This is a genomic window from Pasteurella canis (assembly GCF_020810675.1).
In the GTDB taxonomy this organism is placed as follows: Bacteria; Pseudomonadota; Gammaproteobacteria; order Enterobacterales; family Pasteurellaceae; genus Pasteurella; species Pasteurella canis.
Window position 1 is genome coordinate 932118 of the sequence record NZ_CP085871.1, and the last position, 19763, is coordinate 951880.

Below are 19763 nucleotides of genomic sequence, written 5' to 3' on the forward strand. Positions count from 1 at the left end.
CTCAAAAAGAATAAATAAATTAAAAGGCAGAAATCTCTGCCTTTTATTTTTTGCGCTTAACCTAATTCTTTAATTGCATTTAAAATCCGTTTGTCTGATATTGGGTATTTTGTGCCGAGTTGTTGGGCAAATAAGCTCACTCGCAATTCCTCAATCATATAGGGAATTTCTTTTACTTCATTAGAGTGCGGTTTAGATTTTGGTAGTTTTGCAAGGAGTTGTTGATACGCTTGGTTAACTTGTTCCACTCTTAACATCGCTGCACGGTCACGATTCACATCTTGTAAGAGCTTATCAATTCGTTTATCAATACCTTGTAAATAACGTTGTAAGTCATTCAAACGAGCATACCCTGTTTTTTGTACAAAGCCTTGATAAATCAAACCATTTAACTGGGCTTTGATATCAGATAACGCAAATGCCATAGTGAAATCCATTTTGCCTTTTAAGCGTTTGTTAAGCTCATAAGTTAAGGTTAAAATTTGTTCCACTTGTTTAGCAATGTCAACGGTGGTTTCATTTAGGTTTTCACGAATAAAATCACGCAATTTATCAAAATCCGTTTCATTCCAAACCAATCCACCAAAATCGGTAATCAGCTTATCTACGGCACAGGCAATACAATCGTCAATCAAATCCAATACTCGCCCAAACGGTGTGAAATACAAGCCAAGTTTCGATTTATTGGGCAGTTTTTCGTGTAGATATTTAATCGGTGAAGGTACATTGAGTAATAGTAGTCGGCGTAATCCCTGTTGCATTGCGACCTGCTGCTCAAATTCCGTTTCAAATAATTTAATCCCTACTGCTTCTTTTTCATCGACAATCGCAGGGAAAGCTTTCACCGTAAAGCCTCGTTTTTTCTGCTCATAACATTGTGGCAAGCTGTCGAAGTTCCAAACGTGGATACCACTTTGCTCGATACCATCATCTGCCACCGCAGAAATACTTTCTTGAACCTGATCTTTTAATTGGAATTTCAGGCTATCTAAATCCATTGATTCAGCAATTTTTTTACCTTTATCATCAATCACTCGGAACGTCATTTTTAAATGACTTGGTAACTGATCTAATTGCCAACTTTCAGGCTCAACACTCACACCTGTCATTCGACGCAGTTCATAAATCAGGCTTTCTAAAAGCGGCTTTTCAAGCAGTTTTGCTCGCCCTAAAAATGCCTCAGCATAATTTGGTGCTGGCACAAAATTACGGCGTAAAGATTTTGGTAGGGACTTGATTAATGCAATAATCAACTCTTTGCGTAAGCCCGGAATTTGCCAATCAAACCCTTTCATTTCTACTTGGTTTAATAAAGGTAATGGAATATGTACCGTCACACCATCGGCATCAGTACCGGGTTCAAATTGATAGCTGAGCTTGAATTTTAAATTGCCTTGATGCCAGAAATTCGGAAAATCCAATTCACTAACTTGCTCCGCATTGTCTTTAGTTAAAAAGGCTTTTTCAAAATTGAGTAATTCAGGGTCTTGTTGGCTGACTTTTTTCCACCAGCTATCAAAATGGCGTTGCGACACTACATCCGTACCAATACGCTGGTCATAAAACTCAAACAAGGTGCGTTCATCCACCAAAATATCACGGCGACGACTTTTGTGTTCTAAATCCTCAATTTCTCGGATTAATTGGCGATTTTGGTGAAAAAACTTATGTTTAGTAAACCAATCCCCTTCGACTAATGCAGATTGAATAAAAATTTCGCGGCTCACCAGTGGATCAATAGCACCATAATTCACTGAGCGGCTAGCAACAATCGGCACACCATACAAGCTCACTTTTTCATCTGCTATGACTGCACCTTTGGATTTTGACCAACGAGGCTCAGCATAGGATTTTTTAATTAAGTGCGTAGCTAATGGCTCGATCCATTCTGGGTCAATATCAGCGACCATTCGCCCCCAAAGTCTTGAGGTTTCCACGAGCTCAGCAGCCATACACCATTTCGGCTGTTTCTTAAATAAAACGGAGTTAGGGAAAATCGCAAAATGCGCATTACGAGCACCTAAATACTGCTGTTTTTCACTTTCTTTCATCCCGATATGCGATAGCAAACCACTTAAAAGTGCGGTGTGAATCTGTGAATATTCTGCTGGCTGAGAATTTATTGGCAGCCCCATTTCACGCACTGTTAGGCGAATTTGATGATAAATATCCTGCCATTCACGGATTCTTAAATAGTTCAAATAATCCTTTTGACATAAACGGCGAAATTGATTTTTAGAAAGTTCTTTTTGCTGAGTTTGAATAAATTGCCATAAATTTAAAAAGGACAGAAAATCTGATTTTTTATCCGCAAAACGGCGATGTTTATCATCTGCTGACTGTTGTTTTTCTTGTGGTCGCTCACGTGGATCTTGAATCGATAACGCCGAAACAATAATCATCACTTCGTGTAAACAATTCAATTTGACTGCAGTCAACAACATTTTTGCCAAACGAGGGTCAACAGGCAACTGCGCTAACTGTCTACCTACTTGCGTTAATTGACGTCTTTCACCAAATTTTGCTTTGACGAAATGGAAAGCCTCTAATTCTTCTAATAGCTTGATCCCATCTTGAATATTACGCTTATCAGGGGCATCTACAAAAGGGAACGCATCAATATCATCCAATCCAAGTGCGGTCATTTGTAAAATAACTGAAGCAAGATTGGTGCGTAAAATTTCAGGATCAGTAAATTCAGGACGGCTATTAAAGTCATCTTCTGAATACAAGCGGATACAAATCCCTTCACTTACACGGCCACAACGCCCCTTACGCTGATTTGCCGAAGCCTGAGAAATCGGCTCAATAGGTAAACGTTGTACTTTGGTGCGATAGCTATAACGGGAAATACGCGCTGTACCAGGGTCAATCACATATTTAATACCAGGTACAGTTAACGAGGTTTCAGCTACGTTGGTTGCAAGCACAATGCGATTTAAGCCAGATGGATTAAAAATTTTATTCTGTTCTTGTGCTGATAAACGAGCAAAGAGCGGTAGAATTTCAGTGTGTTTTAAATCCTGTTTTTGTAGGGCTTCAGCCGTATCACGAATTTCACGCTCACCATTCATAAAGATCAGAATATCGCCGCGTCCTTCAGTTTGTAACTCATCTACTGCATCTAAAATAGCTTGCAATTGATCTTGCTCTTCAGTTTCAACAACGGGACGATAACGCACTTCAACGGGATAAGTTCTACCCGAGACCTCAATAATTGGCGCATTATTAAAATGTTTGGAAAAACGCTCTACATCAATTGTTGCAGAAGTGATGATCACCTTAAGATCAGGGCGTTTTGGTAAAAGCTGTTTTAAATACCCAAGAATGAAATCATTATTTAAACTGCGTTCATGGGCTTCATCAATGATTAACGTATCATATTGATTTAAAAAGCGATCGCTTTGAATTTCGGCTAATAGAATACCATCAGTCATCAATTTGACCATCGTATTTTCACTGATTTGATCCGTAAAACGGACTTTATAACCGACTAAATCGCCAAGTTCAGTGTTTAATTCCTCTGCGATACGTGTTGCCACTGAACGAGCTGCAATACGGCGAGGTTGCGTATGGCCAATTAATCCTTTTGTGCCTAGACCTAACGCCAAACACATTTTCGGTAATTGAGTTGTTTTTCCTGACCCCGTTTCACCAGCAATCACCACTACTTGATGTTGTGTAATTAGTTTTTGGATTTCTTCTTTACGCTGACTTACAGGGAGGTTTTCAGGAAACTCGATATTTTTAACCGCACTTTTACGCTGATTTAAGCGTTCCTGCGCTAACTGGATTTGTGACTGAATTTCAGCTGCGACTGCTTGTTGCGCTTGTTCATTTTTAATATTACTAATGCCTTTAATTCGAGCCAACAGCTGACGATAATCGCTATTCATTACTTCATTCAGTTCTGATAATAGGGATTTTTGTAACGTGCTAAATTCTATTTTTCTTAAATTCTTCTTCATATCACTTAATTTTTAATACTTCGATATGCTAATGCTGCCCAACCAATTAAAAATAATGTTCCGCCAATCGGTGTTGCCCATACTAAGGCTTTGCTTGCACCTAATGCTAATAAATATAAGCTGCCACTAAAAAGCAAGATGCCAAATGACCAAGTTGTGCCAATCACAGAAATGCATCTGTCACAATCAATACGTAAATAAGACTGTAAAGCACCAAGCACCATCAATGCTACTGTATGGAACATTTGATATTTTAAACCAGTGTCGATCCACGCAAAGGCTTGTGAGGAAAGTGTTTTTTCTAAGCCATGCGCTGCAAATGCACCAAATGCGATACAAAAAAATCCACTTAATGCAGAAATAAATAACCATTTATTTTTCATCGATTGTTCCTTGTTTCACTTTATGATTTACCTAAAAATAACGAAAGAATGCCCGCCGCAATTAATGGTCCAACTGGAATGCCACCAGCAAAAGCAACGCCTAAAATTGTTCCAATTAATAGCCCCGTCAATAATACAGGCTGTGCGCCCATTAATCCAACGCCACGTCCACCAAGCCACGCCACTAATAATCCCACAACGATAGCCAACCACATTTTCCAATTCAAAAAGATCGTAACATCAGGTAATTGAATTTTACCTGAAACAATCGGACTCAATACGCCAATCGTCAGAATAATGATCCCAATGGTGATGCCATTTTTTTCCATAAATGGAATATATTGCGCTAAAAATGTTTGTTGCATTAATAACAAAATTGCAGCTGAAATCGTCACTGAACTGTTATTACTCAATACACCGAGTAAAATTAATACAACTAATAATAATGCGACGGAATTAAACTGTAAGGACATAAAACTCTCTAAAAGTGCAGTTAATTTTGACAATGAATTATAACAAGTTATTCTTTGTTTGTGATGTGAGTTGAAAAAAGAAAAACCCGCAGAATTGCGGGTTTTGAGATATTATTCTTGTGGATGTTTTGCTGCTACTTCAGCTAATAATGTTTGTAGTTCACCTTGCTGGAACATTTCTAACATAATGTCACAACCACCGACTAGCTCACCTTCAACCCATAATTGTGGGAATGTTGGCCAGTTTGCATATGCGGGTAATTCAGCACGAATATCTGGGTGCTGTAAAATGTCAACATAACCAAAAGGCACTTTGCAATGCATCAATGCTTCTACTGCACGCGCAGAAAAGCCACAAGATGGGAATTTTGGTGAGCCTTTCATATAAATAAGAATAGGGTTTTCGCTGATTTGTTTTTTGATTTTATCTAAGGTTTCCATAATTATCCTCAAAAGTAAGTAAACGGTCGTATTGTAACACAGAGAAAAAAACTGACCAATAACCCTACTGGAATAATCAACTATTTACCAGCTACCGCCAGCACCACCGCCACCGAAACTGCCACCGCCGAATCCACCACCAGATCCGCTACCGCCGCCAAATCCACCGAAACCACCACCGCCACGATAATTACTGCTGCGCCCGAGTGTAGTGCTTCTACGTGATGAATTATGCCCCGTTGGGCTAACATAAGGTGTTGCACGTAAGTCGCTTAATACGACAAATAAGATGAATACAACGACCATAAAAATTGGAATATAATCTTCCCAACTGTCATCATCTACGACTTGGTTTGGATCAAACTCGCCTTTGCTAGTTGCAATAATGTAGTTTAAACCGTTATTAATCCCTTCTGCATACTGACCTTGTTTAAAATAAGGTGTAATTTGATTACGAATAAGTTGAGATAAAAATGCATCGGGCAGTATCCCTTCTAAACCTTGTCCAACACCGATAAACATTTTACGGTCATCTTTAGCAATCAACATTAATACACCATTATTCAATTGCTTACGCCCAATCCCCCATTTATCACCGAGCTCAAATGTATATTGCGAAATCTCATATTCTGCCGTTGAAGGAATGATAACTACCGCAATTTGCGAACTAGTCTCTTTACTATAATCAATTAATTTTTGCTCTAATGCCCCTTTCTCGCTAGCCGATAATGTGTTGGTGTAATCATTAATATATTGGAACGGATTCGGCGAAGGTGGAAATTGTGCTGCAAAAGCGGATAATGTAAAGAAAAAAGAGAAAAAAATGACCACACTTTTTAGCCATTTAACCATTGATAATCACCTCATTGTCTAATTCATTCTTATCATTTGATTGAATAGGAAAATATAATGCAAGCTCTTTTCCTATATTTTCAATTGCCGTAACAATACCTTGAGTATATTCACCTTGACGAAAATAATTGACCATAACATCACATTGTTGCTGCCAGAATTGTTCACCAACATATTGATGAATACCTTGGTCACCGATAATTGAACATTGGTGATCTTTAAAAGCGACATAAATGAGTACCGCATTTCTCGCTTGTGTTTCATACATTTCTAGATCATTAAAAATCACTAATGCACGTGCCACACCCGTTTTAGATGACGTTTTTTTAGGAATTTTCCGTTCAATATAAACACGTAATTCAGCTGATGTTTGGGTTTCAAGTTGAGAAATAGCTTTCTCAACTTGCGTTTTATTAATTGGAATTCGTGAAAATAAAGGCATATCGTATTTTCTTCAATGATTAATTAAAATTAACTGCAGGCGCATTTTCTGCCCCTTCTACTGATTTAAAATATGGTTTTTCTTTAAAACCGAAAATCATCGCGACTAACTTTGTAGGAAATTGGCGTACTTTTTGATTATATAAACGGGCCGCTTCATTAAATTTATTACGTGCAACATTAATTCTATTTTCTGTGCCTTCAAGTTGTGCTTGTAAATTCATAAATCCTTCATTGGCTCGTAATGCAGGATATTGTTCAACTGTCACTAATAAACGAGACAATGCTGAACCTACTTCATTTTGATTTTGTTGAAATTTAACAAGCTGTTCTTCAGAAAGATTCGACGGATCAATTTTAGTTTGTGATGCTTTCGCTCGAGCTTCTGTAACTTTAGTTAAAGTGTCTTGTTCAAAATTCGCCTGTCCTTTAACAGTGTTTACTAAATTTGGAATTAAGTCTGCTCGACGTTGATATGCTGATTCTACATTTGCCCAAACAGAATCAATTTCTTCCTCTGCTTTCACTAACCCATTGTAGCTAGTCATTACAGTAAAACCAGCTACAATAGCGACTAAGATCAATACAATCCACTTTTTCATTTCAACATTCCTTAAAAATTTAATCTCAATTAATAAAAGAAAAGACCTAAACAATAGGTTTAGGTCTTTTAAAATTCTTGCTATAGGCTTAACAAATTAATTATTTGTTACCTTTAACAGCGATTTCAACGCGACGATCGTCAGCTAAACACGCGATAAGTGCTTTACGACCTTTAACTGAGTCACATTTGTTACCAGTTACAGGGTTAGCTTCACCATGACCAGTTGCCATGATCGCATTTTGTGCAACACCTTTAGCCACTAAATAGTTAGCTACTGTGTCAGCACGGCGTTGAGATAATTTTAAGTTGTAAGCATCTGAACCTAAACGGTCAGTGTAACCAGCAACTGCCACTGAAGCAGATTTTAATTGTGCGATTTCACCATAGATACCATCTAACACATTTTGTGCAGCTGGTTTTAAATCAGCTTTATCGAAACCGAAAGTTACATCAGAGTTTAATGTAAATGTTTTGCTCACAATTTCTGGCATAGCAACTGCTTGACCGAAACGGTATGATAAACCAGCAGTTACAGCACCAATACTTGGCGTATAGTCTAAACGGTTGCCGTTAGCATCTTTATATTTACCAACACCTTTAACCCATTGGTATTCGATACGTGCTGCTAACTCAGGAATAAATGCATACTCTACACCACCAGCAAATACTGGAGAGACTTTTAAGCTATGATTACGTACATATACACTATTTGGAACTTGAGTAACTTCATCCGCAATTTTATAGTCTGAACGAATTAGTGCTGCACCTACACGCGCATATACATCTAAACCGTCTAATACAGGGTAGCTAGCTTTTAAGCTTAAATGTGTACCATGATTAGTGTGTTTTCCATAAGTTAAGCCATTAGTTTTAGATTTAACTTTAGCACGACCGAAATCATCGTAACCTAATTCAACTGCAAAATTATCAGTGATTTGATAACCACCAAATACACCGTAAGTCACAGAGTTACGTTTAACATCAAGTGTCGGTTTAAATGCATTTAAACCATCGTGGAAAGATGCCCAACCCGCTTTAGCACCTACATAGAAAGTATTAGCTTGTGGAGCGGCTTGTGCTACTGAAGCTGCTGCTAGTGCAGCAATAGTCAATGCGATTGCAGTTTTTTTCATTTGGATGATCCTCTTATCATTTAGTCATCTTTTAAATAAAAACTAAGTCTTAATTTGATTAAAACTTAGAAACACAAAGTATTGTGTTCTTTCTCATCTTAAACTTTTTCAATTAGAAAGTGAACTCTTTTTAATCTACTTAGTCTAAGTCTTTACATTTTACAAGGCTGGAATTTGCCTGAATTTCTTTTGACAAATTCTTTCTCTTATTAAAATAAACCACATAAAGAAAGTTTCAAAAGTACCTATATTATCCTATCTTCATCCCATAAAATCAAATTCTTTTATATTTTGCGCTTATTTTTTAAGCAAAAAAACATCAAAAATGCTCAAAAACAAATAAGAAACTAACTGCATAATTGAAAAAAACGCACTTCTTTTTCTAACTTAAATAAAACTCTTGCTGATTAAAAAATTTCCAACGCAATAATATTTGAATATGCTAAAATCACTTCACATTCATTTCAAATGAAATACTTACAATTATTGACTTAATTTTTACATATTGTTTCAAAACTTACAGAGTGATAAATATGCTACCCCGCTTGAAAAATATTCCACAGCTATCCCCTCTTGTTTATGATTATGTAAACGACTTAAAGATACAACATTTTGAGGGGGATATTACGACTAGTTATGCTGAACGTCTAAGTTTAGCGACGGATAACAGCGTTTATCAGCAATTACCTCAAGCAATTTTATACCCTAAGACAGTCGCTGATATAGTAAGGCTTACAAAACTTGCTCAAAAGTCCATTTATCAACGCTTAACATTCACCCCTCGTGGTGGCGGTACGGGCACAAACGGGCAGGCAATTAATCAGAATATTATTGTTGATCTTTCACGTTATATGACGGCCATTTTAGAGCTTAACGTTGAACAACGTTGGGTACGTGTACAAGCAGGTGTCGTCAAGGATCAACTCAATCAATTTTTAAAACCCTATGGTTTATTTTTCTCACCCGAACTTTCTACCAGTAATCGTGCAACTTTAGGAGGCATGATTAATACTGATGCTTCAGGACAAGGCTCATTACAATATGGAAAAACATCTGATCATGTATTAGGTTTACGAGCAGTGTTAATAAATGGTGAAATATTAGATACTCATGCAATAAAAACAGATAAATTTTTAGAAACTCTCGCACAACAGCCTTTATCTAAAACAGCTTACCATTTACACCAAGAAATTTTTCAGCGTTGTAAAAAAAATCGCAGTAAAATTCTCCAAGATCTTCCTCAGCTCAATCGATTCTTAACGGGATATGATCTAAAAAATGTATTTAATGAAGATGAAAGTGAGTTTAACCTTACTCGTATTCTTACGGGTTCAGAAGGCTCTCTTGCTTTTATTTGTGAGGCAACATTAGATCTCACCCCTATTCCTCAATATCGAACATTAATTAATGTGAAATACAGTTCTTTTGATGCTGCACTGCGAAATGCCCCCTTTATGGTCAATGCTAAAGCTCTCTCTGTTGAAACTATCGATTCCACTGTTCTCAATTTAGCTAAACAAGATATTATTTGGCATTCTGTTAATGAATTGCTCAGTGAAGAAGAAAATAATCCCATACTTGGCTTAAATATTGTGGAATATGCAGGTAATGATAAATCTAAAATTCAACGTCAAGTCAACGCACTTTGCACTGAACTAGATAAAAAAATTGCTCAACAACAAGATGCGATCATCGGTTATCAAGTCTGTTCTGATTTAACTTCTATCGAGCGTATTTATGCTATGCGTAAAAAAGCTGTCGGTTTATTAGGTAATACGAAAGGCAATGCTAAGCCAATTCCATTTGTTGAGGACACTTGTGTTCCACCCGAAAATTTAGCTGATTACATTGCTGAATTTAGAGCCTTATTAGATAAGCAAGGTCTACAATACGGTATGTTCGGTCATGTAGATGCTGGCGTTTTACATGTACGCCCAGCATTAGATTTATGCGATAAAGCACAAGTGACTTTATTCAAGCAGATTTCCGATCAAGTCGCAGACTTAACACGCCAATATGGAGGTCTCATCTGGGGTGAACATGGTAAAGGTATGCGTTCACAATATGGTGAAAAATTCTTTACACCAGAATTATGGCAAGAACTCCGTTATATTAAGTTTTTATTTGACCCAGACAATCGCTTAAATCCTGGGAAAATTTGTACACCTTTACATAGTAAAGATACCCTTTACTCTATTTTATCGCCAATGCGAGCCGATAATGACAGGCAAATTCCGATACAAATCCGTGAGGCATTTAATGGTGCAATGAATTGCAATGGGAACGGGTTATGTTTTAATTTTGATGTTCATAGTACCATGTGTCCTTCTATGAAAATCAGTAAAAATCGATTATTTTCACCAAAAGGGCGTGCTGCAATCCTACGTGAGTGGTTACGTTTAATGACAACTGAAAATATCACGCCTACACAATTAGATTTTCGACAAAGTGAAATCAAACTGACTGATTTGATTAAAAAAATACGAAATTCAATACAAAAATGGCGTGGAGAATATGATTTTTCACATGAGGTTAAAAGTGCAATGGATAGCTGCTTAGCTTGTAAGGCTTGTGCTAGCCAATGTCCTATCAAAATTGATGTGCCGAACTTCCGTGCAAAATTTTTCTATTTATACCATTCTCGTTACCTGCGCTCAGCCAAAGACTATGTGATTGCCAATGTTGAATATATTGCTCCATTCATGGCTAAAAAACCGACTTTTTTTAACTTCTTTACCGAAGCTAAACTGACGCAAATAGCGACAAAAAAAATGTTAGGGCTTGTTGATTTACCACAACTTTCAGCTCCAGCATTACAACAACAACTCGTCGAAATTGGTTATCAGGGATATTCACTAGAGCAATTAGAGCAGCTAAGTGCGGTCGAAAAACAAAACATTTTACTCATTGTTCAAGATCCATTCACATCTTATTATGATGCAAAAGTAGTTGCTGACTTTATTGCACTTACACAAAAATTAGGTTATCTACCTGTATTAGTTCCTTTTAAACCGAATGGCAAAGCACAACATATCAAAGGCTTTTTAACACGATTTGCTAAAACAGCTAAAAATCAAGCTGATTTTTTATCACGTATCGCAAAATTAGGGATACCAATGGTTGGTGTCGATCCTGCAATTGTACTCACTTACCGCGATGAATATAAAGAAATACTTGCCGAAAAACGTGGTGAGTTTCATGTAGTCACTTCGCAAGAGTGGTTAAAAGCACAGTTAGATGACCAACAAAGTATATTACAAAACTTTATGAAAACTGACCGCACTTTTCATCAACAGCAATGGTATTTATTTCCACATTGTACTGAATCAACAGCCCTACCAAATAGTGGTAAAGAGTGGCAACAAATCTTTGCTCTATTTGGACAAAAATTAACTGTAGAAAATGTAGGATGTTGTGGTATGGCAGGCACCTTTGGTCATGAAGCACAACATCTTACTATGTCTAAAGAAATTTATGCTTTATCTTGGGCAAAAAAATTAGTAGATAAAAAGCCTGAATATTGTTTAGCAACAGGCTATTCCTGCCGTAGCCAAGTGAAACGTATGGAGAAATGGCAACCTAAGCATCCCGTACAAGCGTTATTAACGTTATTGGAATAATAATATGATTTGGAAAAAGAATTATAGCCTTAAACAAATGAATCAGCTCAGTCAACAAAGCGCAATAGAGCACCTTGGAATCAAATTTAGTGCGCAAGGCGATGACTGGCTTGAGGCGACTATGCCAGTAGATCAACGCACTGTACAACCTATGGGTTTTTTACATGGTGGGCTTTCAGTGGCATTGGCAGAAACGATTGGCTCGATGGCAGGTTTTTGTTGTATAAATGAAAATCAAGCTGTACTAGGTTTAGACATTAATGCGAATCACCTTCGTCCAGTTAAAGAAGGTGTTGTTACAGCTAAGGCTACGCCTGTTCATTTAGGCAAAAAAATTCAGGTGTGGCAAATACATATAACAGATCAACAAAATAAACTTTGTTGTATTGCTCGTTTAACTCTTTCAGTGGTCGATCATGAATAAACAAAAAATAGGTGTCCTTTTAATTAATTTAGGGACACCAGACAAGCCAACCCCAAAAGCCATCTCCACTTATTTATGGCAATTTTTAACTGATCCTCGTGTAGTAGATTTACCACGTTACAAATGGTTTCCTTTATTAAAGGGGATCATTTTGCCTCTACGCTCTAGACGCGTAGCTAAAAATTATGCCTCGATTTGGACTGAAAAAGGCTCCCCTTTACTCAGTATCACACAAGAACAACAACGAGCATTACAAGAATATTTTATCCAACAAGAACAAAATATTATTGTTGAAATTGGCATGACATACGGCAATCCATCTATCGAAGATGCCATACAACGTTTGATGGAAAAACACGTAGAAAGACTCATTGTATTACCACTCTATCCTCAATACAGTAGCTCAACAACAGGAGCTGTTTTTGATGCCTTTGCTAAAGTGATTCATACACAACGAGGATTCCTTCCTTTTGATTTTATTCATTCTTATCACATCAATAAAGACTATATTTCTGCTTTAGTCAAATCAATCAAAGATCAGTGGCAACCTGACGAGTTTTTACTCTTTTCCTTTCATGGTATTCCACTACGTTATGAAAACATGGGGGACTATTACCGTGAACATTGTAAACAAACTGTACTTGAAGTAATTGATCAATTAGGACTCACTGAAAATCAATGGGGATTATCCTTTCAATCACGCTTTGGTAAAGAAGAATGGTTGCAACCTTATACAGATCAATTTTTAATGCAAGCTCCTAACCAGAATATTCAAAAAGTTGCTGTCATCTGTCCAGGCTTTGCTGCTGACTGTTTAGAAACATTAGAAGAGATTGAAGAAGAAAATAAAGAAATTTTCTTAACAAATGGCGGAACGTCTTACCGATATATTCCTGCATTAAATGCCTCAGCAAAACATATTGAAATGATGGCAAACTTGATTCTTAATAGAATATAATTCAACTCAATACTAACAAAATAGGTTAATGCCAAACACATAAAGCATTAACCTATTTTTAGTTAAATAACTTGAATTCTGACCGCACTTTCTCCATTTGACTCAAGTAGTTTACCGACTTCAATTAATGTGATCCCCGCTTTTTGTGCAATTGCTGATACAGTGGACTCAGCGTCTTCTTTAACCGCAATCAATAAACCGCCAGAAGTCTGTGGATCACATAAGATAGCCTTCTGCATGTCGGTCATAGCACTCACTTTATGGCCATAACTTGCAAAATTACGCTCAGTCCCACCTGGTATACATCCCTTTTCAATATAACGTTCGACCCCTTCCAAGGTTTTAACTTGATCAAAATACACATTTGCACTTAAATCTGAGCCTTCACAAATTTCGGTTAAATGTCCTAATAAACCAAAGCCAGTCACATCCGTCATGGCTGTAACACCTTCTACTTCAGCAAATTCAGCACCAATCATATTCAATTGACACATAACCTCTGTTGCTAACCCCTTATGCTCTTCTTTTAACTTACCTTTTTTCTCTGCGGTTGTTAACACACCTATACCAAGAGGCTTAGTCAAAAATAATTTACAACCCGCTTCTGCTGATGCATTTTTCTTCATTTTATCCGTATGAACGATTCCTGTTACTGCTAAACCAAAAATAGGTTCTGGAGAGTCGATAGAATGCCCTCCAGCAAGAGCAATGCCTGCTTGCTGACAAGCAAAACGTCCACCATCAACAATTTTTTGTGCTACTTCAGCAGGTAATTTTTTAATTGGGAAGCCTAAAATAGCGATCGCCATAATTGGTTTTCCACCCATCGCAAAAATATCACTAATTGCATTGGTTGCAGCAATACGTCCAAAATCAAAAGGATCATCGACAATAGGCATAAAAAAATCTGTTGTACTAATAATCCCAATCCCATTACCAATATCATACACTGCCGCGTCATCTTTAGTTTCATTCCCCACTAATAAATGTGGGTCAACCCACTTTTCCATCTCAGTATGTAGGATCTTCTCTAGTACTTGAGGAGAAATTTTACAACCACAACCAGCGCCATGACTATACTGAGTTAAGCGTATAGTACTCGCAATAGTTTCATTCATTTCTTGCTCAAGTTCAGTAAGATTCTGTTCAGTTTTAGCTTGCATTTTCCATTCTCCTAACCAATAATTTGGACTAATTATACGCCAGTTATACAAAAAAGATATTGAGAAAAATGACTAAGCGAAAACGTCCAACCCTACAAGATATAGCCAATCATCTTGGTATTACGAAAATGACGATCAGCCGTTATTTACGCAATCCAGAATCTGTTGCTCCAGATACTCAAATTAAAATTGCACAAGCAATCGATCTGTTTGGTTACATACCTAATCGTGCACCTGATATTCTATCTAATGCTAAGAGTCGAGCAATTGGAGTACTAGTTCCTTCTTTAACTAACCAAGTATTTGCTGATGTAATTAAAGGGATTGAAATGATTAGTGATAATATGGGATATCAAACTATGTTAGCTCACTATGGTTACAGTATGGAAAAAGAGGAAAAACGTATTGAAAGCCTACTTTCTTACAACGTCGATGGATTAATCCTTTCAGAAAATCAACACAGTGCTCGCACATTGAAAATGCTTGAAATAGCCAATATTCCAATTATAGAAATTATGGAAAGTAGTGAAATAGGTATACAGCAAGCCATAGGTTTTGACAATATTGCAGCCGCGCAATCTATGGTTGAAACAATGATCAATCGAGGACATAAAAATATTGTTTATTTTTCTGCTCGTATGGATAAACGTACACGTCTAAAGATGCAGGGTTATGAACAAGCAATGAGAAAGCATGGACTACAGCCACATAGTTTAACAACTGAACAACCTTCCTCATTTAGCTTGGGAGCGCAACAATTAAATGAAGCATTACAGCAGAAACCTGACTTAGATGGTATTTTTTGTACAAATGATGATTTAGCAATTGGCGCTCTGTTTGAATGTCAACGTATGGGGATTAAAGTACCCAAACAAATTGCAATTGCAGGATTTCATGGTCATGATGTTGGACAATCGATGACACCACAGCTTGCAACTGTGATCACTCCACGTTTAGAAATTGGTAAAATCGCAGCAACAGAACTATTAAATCGTATACAAGGTATGCCGCAAAAAAGTGCCATTATCAACTTAGGTTATCAAATTCACTTAGGTCAAAGTATTTAAAAAATAACTGTACTTTATAATATATACGTTATAAAGCGCGGTTAGTTTTAAGAACTAAATTAATGGTTCAAGTGCTTTGACACAGCGCTCTACTACCTCATCAAATGTGCCATCAATACTAATATGAATCACATCAGGCTCATCTGTTTGTGGTATTTCTAATGTATCAAATTGGCTTTTAAGCATACTTGTTTTCATATAATGGCCTTTACGTTGTTTCATGCGCTCAAGCACTAGATCAAATGGACCATGTAAAAATAAAAATGTCACATCATTACCATCACGAATTAAATCACGGTACTGTTTTTTCAAAGCAGAACAAATAATGATGCCAACTTCACTTTTTTGTTCTAAACTAAATGCTGCATCACGAATACGTTCTAACCAAGGTGCACGATCCAAATCATTTAATGGCTGTCCTTGCCCCATTTTGATGATATTTGCTTTTGGGTGAAGATCATCCCCATCAATCAATTTAATACCTAAACGTTGTGCGACTGCAGTCCCAACAGAAGTTTTTCCCGTACTAGATACCCCCATTAGGATAAAACCTTTTCCTTTGATTTTTGACATAATAAACCTCCTTTAATTCTTTTTATTTACCATACCTAAAATTCAAGCATAAAGTTACCAGTAACATTAATTTATGTGACAGACATCACATAAATTTTATTTTCACTCAGTTTAAGAAATAAATATCAATTTAAATAATTGCTATATTATTTGAAGATGATCACAGATTTACAAATTCATCCTAAAATTCTCTTTACCAAAGAAGCAGAGCAAAGTATGTTACCAGTAACAACAAACCAAAAGGAGGTTTTCAATGTTAATTATCATTATGATTGCTGCAGTATTGCTGCTATTACTGTTAATTATGAAGTTCAGAGTACATGCATTCGTTGCATTAATTATTGTCAGTCTACTTACTGCACTAGCTACAGGTATTCCCGCTGATAAAATATTACCAACACTATTATCTGGCTTTGGAAATACACTTGCAGCCGTTGCATTGCTTGTCGGTTTAGGTGCAATGATTGGACGATTGCTTGAGATCACAGGTGGAGCAAAGGTATTAGCTGATACATTAATCAATAAATTTGGTGAACAAAAAGCGCCATTCGCTCTAGGCATTGCATCTCTGTTATTTGGTTTTCCAATTTTCTTTGACGCAGGTCTAGTCGTCATGTTGCCAATCATCTTTAGCGTAGCAAAACAATTCGGAGGCTCAACATTACGATATGCTTTACCTGCTGCTGGTGCATTTGCAGTAATGCATGCATTTCTCCCACCACATCCAGGACCAGTAGCCTCTGGTGATATCCTTGGTGCAAATATGGGGCTACTAGTTATAGTTGGTTTAATTTGTGCTATACCAACCTGGTATATTGCCGCTTATTTATTTGGTATTTATTCAGGTAAAAAAATCAAACTAGAATTACCAAAAGCATTTCTAAATGACAACGCTATCAGTGAAACAGCAGTCAAAAATCCACCCAGTTTCAATAATGTATTACTAATTTTACTACTTCCAATTTGTTTGATTCTACTTGATACTGGTTTAAATACATTAAGCGTTGCTAAAGTTATTGATGGCTCCCAACCTTGGGTAGCCGGTTTACGTTTATTAGGAAAAACGCCAATTGCATTATTGATTACATTAATTGTGGCAATTTTCTTATTAAAAGATCAGCGTAGTTATGAACAAGTTGAGAAGATTTGTGATAATGCATTGGGCCCAATTTGCGCAATTGTATTAGTTACTGGCGCAGGTGGTATGTTCGGAGGTGTTTTACGATCAAGTGGTATCGGAAATGAATTGTCTGCAATGCTATCAGATACAGGATTACCTGTTATTGTTGCAGCTTTTATCATTGCTCTGGCATTACGTGTTGCTCAAGGTTCTGCAACAGTTGCCCTCACTACAGCCTCAGCATTAATTGCACCTACTGTAGCAGCAACATCAGGATTAAGTCAATTTGATTTATGTTTTATTGTGATTGCAATTGCCTCTGGCGCTACAGCTCTATCACATGTGAATGACTCTGGTTTCTGGCTAGTCAGCCGCTTCTTAGAAATGGATGAGAAAACGACTTTAAAAACTTGGACAGTTATGGAAACTCTCATTGGAATTGTTGGATTCACTATTGCTGTTATTGGTAGCATTTTATTATAAAATTTAAAAAATCGACCGCACTTCCTGCGCTTCAACTTACCTTAAGTGCGGTTCGATTTTCTCAATATTTCTCATCCGAGCCTCAATCATCACATTGTACTAAACGTTCAAAACCTGCTTGTAAATCTGCAATTAACTCTTCAGGATCTTCTAATCCGATATGTACACGAATTAAAGTACCCGTTAATTTACATTCAATATTAGGACGAATAGCCACAATTTCTTCTGGTTGATAATACAAAATTAATGATTCAAATCCACCCCAAGAGTATGCCATGCTGAACAAACTGAAATGATTCATAAAATTTTCAAGCTGTCGTTGAGTTAATTTTTGCTGTAATTCAAATGAAAATAACCCACTTGCGCCTATAAAATCACGTTTGAAAAAAGTATGACCAGGACAACTCGCTAACGCAGGATGATAAACAACTTTTACTTGAGACTGCGAAGCCAACCATTGTGCTACTTTTAAAGCATTTTCTTCATGCTGTTTTAAACGAATTCCTAATGTTCTAATGCCTCTTGCCGTCACATAAGCACTATCAGCATCAACCATCTGTCCCATTAAATATGAACGTTCACGCAATCTATCCCAACAACGTGCATTTGCAACTGCCGTACCTATCATTGTATCGGAATGCCCCACTAAATATTTTGTCCCTGCTTGGATTGAAATATCAATTCCATGTTCTAATGCCTTAAATAACACACCAGCAGACCATGTATTATCAATCATAATAACAATATCAGGATTAACTTGACGTGCAGCTTTAACAATTGTAGGGATATCAGGGATCTCCATTGTCAATGAACTTGGTGCCTCAAGAAAAAGTAATTTTGTATTTTTCTGAATAAGAGATGAAATCCCCTCTCCAATCATCGGATCATAATAAGTCGTTTCAACTTGAAACTGCTTTAATAACAAATTACAAAAATCTTGTGAAGGTTCATAAGCTGCACCACTCATTAAAATATGATCTCCACTTTTGACAAAAGCTAAAATACTATGAGTCACTGCTGCAGCACCACAAGGATATAAATAACAACCAGCGCCCCCTTCTAATTCTGTCATTGCGTCTTGTAATGCAAAATGTGTTAATGTTCCACGTCGACCATAAAATAAAGCACCATTAGAACGATGAAGACTAGCTTGCTTTTTGTCTGCTAAACTCTCAAATACTAATGATGAGGCACGTTGAATAACAGGATTCACTCCTCCTTGTAAAAATCGTTTCTTACGACCAGCATGCACAAATGCGGTTAATAAAGAATGTTGATTTGGCATTATAGTTTTCTCCTTATACTTATAAAACGCATGATCTACATGGAATACAAAAAACTACTGTCAAAACAACTTAACTTTCTTTAGAATAGAAAGGCAAATCCTGCTTCTCTAGTAGCAGTGTTTTTTGTTCAATTTTTTTAATAGGAGATTATTACTATGGTATTAGTAACTCGTCAAGTGCCAGATTTTACTGCAGCAGCTGTGCTAGGTAATGGTGAAATTGTTAATAATTTTAACTTTAAACAACACATCGCAGGTAAAGCAGCAGTTGTTTTTTTCTACCCACTTGATTTTACATTCGTCTGCCCATCAGAATTAATTGCATTCGATCACCGTTATGAGGAATTCCAAAAACGTGGTGTAGAAGTTATTGGCGTTTCTATTGACTCTGAATTTAGCCATAATGCTTGGCGTAAAACACCAGTAGAAAATGGTGGTATTGGTGAAGTAAAATATGCATTAGTCGCAGACATCAAACATGAAATTGCCCGCGCTTTTGGTATCGAACATCCAGAAGAAGGCGTCGCATTACGTGCTTCTTTCCTAATTGATAAAGAAGGGGTTGTGCGTCATCAAGTAGTTAATGATCTACCATTAGGTCGTAATATCGATGAAATGTTACGTATGGTTGATGCATTACAATTCCATGAAGAACATGGTGAAGTGTGTCCTGCACAATGGGAAAAAGGTAAAGAAGGCATGACTGGTAGCCCTGAAGGTGTAGCAAAATACCTAAAACAGCATGCTGATCAGCTATAATTTTAAGCTATAGCAA

At 36.9% G+C, this 19763-nt stretch carries 17 protein-coding genes; 6 read left to right on the forward strand and 11 right to left on the reverse strand.

Annotation, left to right across the window (positions count from 1 at the left end; genetic code table 11):
- Positions 1-56: 56 nt before the first annotated feature.
- The 8 genes from hrpA to ompA form a co-directional block, all read right to left on the reverse strand.
- Positions 57-3968, reverse strand: coding sequence for an ATP-dependent RNA helicase HrpA (gene hrpA / locus K7G93_RS04425; protein WP_226690524.1), 3912 nt, complete (start codon positions 3966-3968; stop codon positions 57-59).
- A 5-nt stretch (positions 3969-3973) separates the two neighbouring features.
- Complete coding sequence (locus K7G93_RS04430; protein WP_226690523.1) at positions 3974-4351, reverse strand: DUF423 domain-containing protein; 378 nt, start codon at positions 4349-4351, stop codon at positions 3974-3976.
- Between the two features lie 20 nt (positions 4352-4371).
- Complete coding sequence (locus tag K7G93_RS04435) at positions 4372-4824, reverse strand: DUF441 domain-containing protein (RefSeq protein ID WP_115322578.1); 453 nt, start codon at positions 4822-4824, stop codon at positions 4372-4374.
- Positions 4825-4935: 111 nt separating this feature from the next.
- Positions 4936-5265, reverse strand: a complete 330-nt coding sequence (grxD, locus tag K7G93_RS04440; RefSeq protein ID WP_115322577.1) for a Grx4 family monothiol glutaredoxin — start codon at positions 5263-5265, stop codon at positions 4936-4938.
- An 84-nt stretch (positions 5266-5349) separates the two neighbouring features.
- Positions 5350-6117, reverse strand: a complete 768-nt coding sequence (locus tag K7G93_RS04445) for a TPM domain-containing protein (RefSeq protein ID WP_226690522.1) — start codon at positions 6115-6117, stop codon at positions 5350-5352.
- Entirely contained in the window at positions 6110-6559 is a 450-nt protein-coding gene (locus K7G93_RS04450) for a TPM domain-containing protein (RefSeq protein ID WP_226690521.1), read from the reverse strand. Before K7G93_RS04450 ends, K7G93_RS04445 begins: the two co-directional genes overlap by 8 nt.
- A gap of 19 nt (positions 6560-6578) precedes the next feature.
- On the reverse strand, positions 6579-7160 hold the full coding sequence (locus tag K7G93_RS04455) for a LemA family protein (protein WP_049214098.1): 582 nt from the start codon (positions 7158-7160) through the stop codon (positions 6579-6581).
- Between the two features lie 100 nt (positions 7161-7260).
- Positions 7261-8295 carry a porin OmpA gene (gene ompA, locus K7G93_RS04460; protein WP_115322574.1) on the reverse strand — a complete coding sequence of 345 codons (1035 nt, stop codon included), beginning with the start codon at positions 8293-8295 and terminating at the stop codon, positions 7261-7263.
- A 533-nt stretch (positions 8296-8828) separates the two neighbouring features.
- On the opposite strand from ompA, the gene ydiJ reads away from it, so the two are divergent.
- Genes ydiJ through hemH form a run of 3 tightly spaced genes read left to right on the forward strand, consistent with a single transcriptional unit; the run spans position 8829 to position 13297 of the window.
- On the forward strand, positions 8829-11915 hold the full coding sequence (gene ydiJ / locus K7G93_RS04465) for a D-2-hydroxyglutarate dehydrogenase YdiJ (protein ID WP_226690634.1): 3087 nt from the start codon (positions 8829-8831) through the stop codon (positions 11913-11915).
- A 4-nt stretch (positions 11916-11919) separates the two neighbouring features.
- Positions 11920-12339, forward strand: coding sequence for a hotdog fold thioesterase (locus tag K7G93_RS04470; RefSeq protein ID WP_049214014.1), 420 nt, complete (start codon positions 11920-11922; stop codon positions 12337-12339).
- Positions 12332-13297, forward strand: coding sequence for a ferrochelatase (gene hemH, locus K7G93_RS04475; protein ID WP_160530982.1), 966 nt, complete (start codon positions 12332-12334; stop codon positions 13295-13297). Before K7G93_RS04470 ends, hemH begins: the two co-directional genes overlap by 8 nt.
- A 62-nt stretch (positions 13298-13359) precedes the next feature.
- Here the strand turns inward: hemH and selD are convergent, their stop codons facing one another.
- Positions 13360-14415, reverse strand: coding sequence for a selenide, water dikinase SelD (selD, locus tag K7G93_RS04480; protein ID WP_202384009.1), 1056 nt, complete (start codon positions 14413-14415; stop codon positions 13360-13362).
- Between the two features lie 113 nt (positions 14416-14528).
- Between selD and gntR the strand changes: the two genes are divergently transcribed.
- Positions 14529-15527: a gluconate operon transcriptional repressor GntR gene (gntR, locus tag K7G93_RS04485; protein ID WP_049214012.1), complete on the forward strand. Its 999-nt coding sequence runs from the start codon at positions 14529-14531 to the stop codon at positions 15525-15527.
- 54 nt (positions 15528-15581) lie between these two features.
- Here gntR and K7G93_RS04490 read toward each other — a convergent pair whose 3' ends face one another.
- On the reverse strand, positions 15582-16100 hold the full coding sequence (locus K7G93_RS04490) for a gluconokinase (RefSeq protein WP_115322570.1): 519 nt from the start codon (positions 16098-16100) through the stop codon (positions 15582-15584).
- Positions 16101-16353: 253 nt separating this feature from the next.
- Here K7G93_RS04490 and K7G93_RS04495 point away from each other — a divergent pair, with 253 nt between their 5' ends.
- Entirely contained in the window at positions 16354-17703 is a 1350-nt protein-coding gene (locus K7G93_RS04495) for a GntP family permease (RefSeq protein ID WP_160530984.1), read from the forward strand.
- Positions 17704-17785: 82 nt separating this feature from the next.
- Here K7G93_RS04495 and metC read toward each other — a convergent pair whose 3' ends face one another.
- Positions 17786-18988, reverse strand: coding sequence for a cystathionine beta-lyase (gene metC / locus K7G93_RS04500; RefSeq protein ID WP_160530986.1), 1203 nt, complete (start codon positions 18986-18988; stop codon positions 17786-17788).
- 156 nt (positions 18989-19144) lie between these two features.
- On the opposite strand from metC, the gene K7G93_RS04505 reads away from it, so the two are divergent.
- Positions 19145-19747: a peroxiredoxin C gene (locus K7G93_RS04505; protein ID WP_049214008.1), complete on the forward strand. Its 603-nt coding sequence runs from the start codon at positions 19145-19147 to the stop codon at positions 19745-19747.
- Positions 19748-19763: the final 16 nt, after the last annotated feature.

Coding starts and splice junctions, on each gene's coding strand:
- hrpA (WP_226690524.1), bottom strand. CDS start 3,968: ATGAAGAAGAATTTAAGAAAAATAGAATTTAGCACGTTACAAAAATCC.
- K7G93_RS04430 (WP_226690523.1), bottom strand. CDS start 4,351: ATGAAAAATAAATGGTTATTTATTTCTGCATTAAGTGGATTTTTTTGT.
- K7G93_RS04435 (WP_115322578.1), bottom strand. CDS start 4,824: ATGTCCTTACAGTTTAATTCCGTCGCATTATTATTAGTTGTATTAATT.
- grxD (WP_115322577.1), bottom strand. CDS start 5,265: ATGGAAACCTTAGATAAAATCAAAAAACAAATCAGCGAAAACCCTATT.
- K7G93_RS04445 (WP_226690522.1), bottom strand. CDS start 6,117: ATGGTTAAATGGCTAAAAAGTGTGGTCATTTTTTTCTCTTTTTTCTTT.
- K7G93_RS04450 (WP_226690521.1), bottom strand. CDS start 6,559: ATGCCTTTATTTTCACGAATTCCAATTAATAAAACGCAAGTTGAGAAA.
- K7G93_RS04455 (WP_049214098.1), bottom strand. CDS start 7,160: ATGAAAAAGTGGATTGTATTGATCTTAGTCGCTATTGTAGCTGGTTTT.
- ompA (WP_115322574.1), bottom strand. CDS start 8,295: ATGAAAAAAACTGCAATCGCATTGACTATTGCTGCACTAGCAGCAGCT.
- ydiJ (WP_226690634.1), top strand. CDS start 8,829: ATGCTACCCCGCTTGAAAAATATTCCACAGCTATCCCCTCTTGTTTAT.
- K7G93_RS04470 (WP_049214014.1), top strand. CDS start 11,920: ATGATTTGGAAAAAGAATTATAGCCTTAAACAAATGAATCAGCTCAGT.
- hemH (WP_160530982.1), top strand. CDS start 12,332: ATGAATAAACAAAAAATAGGTGTCCTTTTAATTAATTTAGGGACACCA.
- selD (WP_202384009.1), bottom strand. CDS start 14,415: ATGAATGAAACTATTGCGAGTACTATACGCTTAACTCAGTATAGTCAT.
- gntR (WP_049214012.1), top strand. CDS start 14,529: ATGACTAAGCGAAAACGTCCAACCCTACAAGATATAGCCAATCATCTT.
- K7G93_RS04490 (WP_115322570.1), bottom strand. CDS start 16,100: ATGTCAAAAATCAAAGGAAAAGGTTTTATCCTAATGGGGGTATCTAGT.
- K7G93_RS04495 (WP_160530984.1), top strand. CDS start 16,354: ATGTTAATTATCATTATGATTGCTGCAGTATTGCTGCTATTACTGTTA.
- metC (WP_160530986.1), bottom strand. CDS start 18,988: ATGCCAAATCAACATTCTTTATTAACCGCATTTGTGCATGCTGGTCGT.
- K7G93_RS04505 (WP_049214008.1), top strand. CDS start 19,145: ATGGTATTAGTAACTCGTCAAGTGCCAGATTTTACTGCAGCAGCTGTG.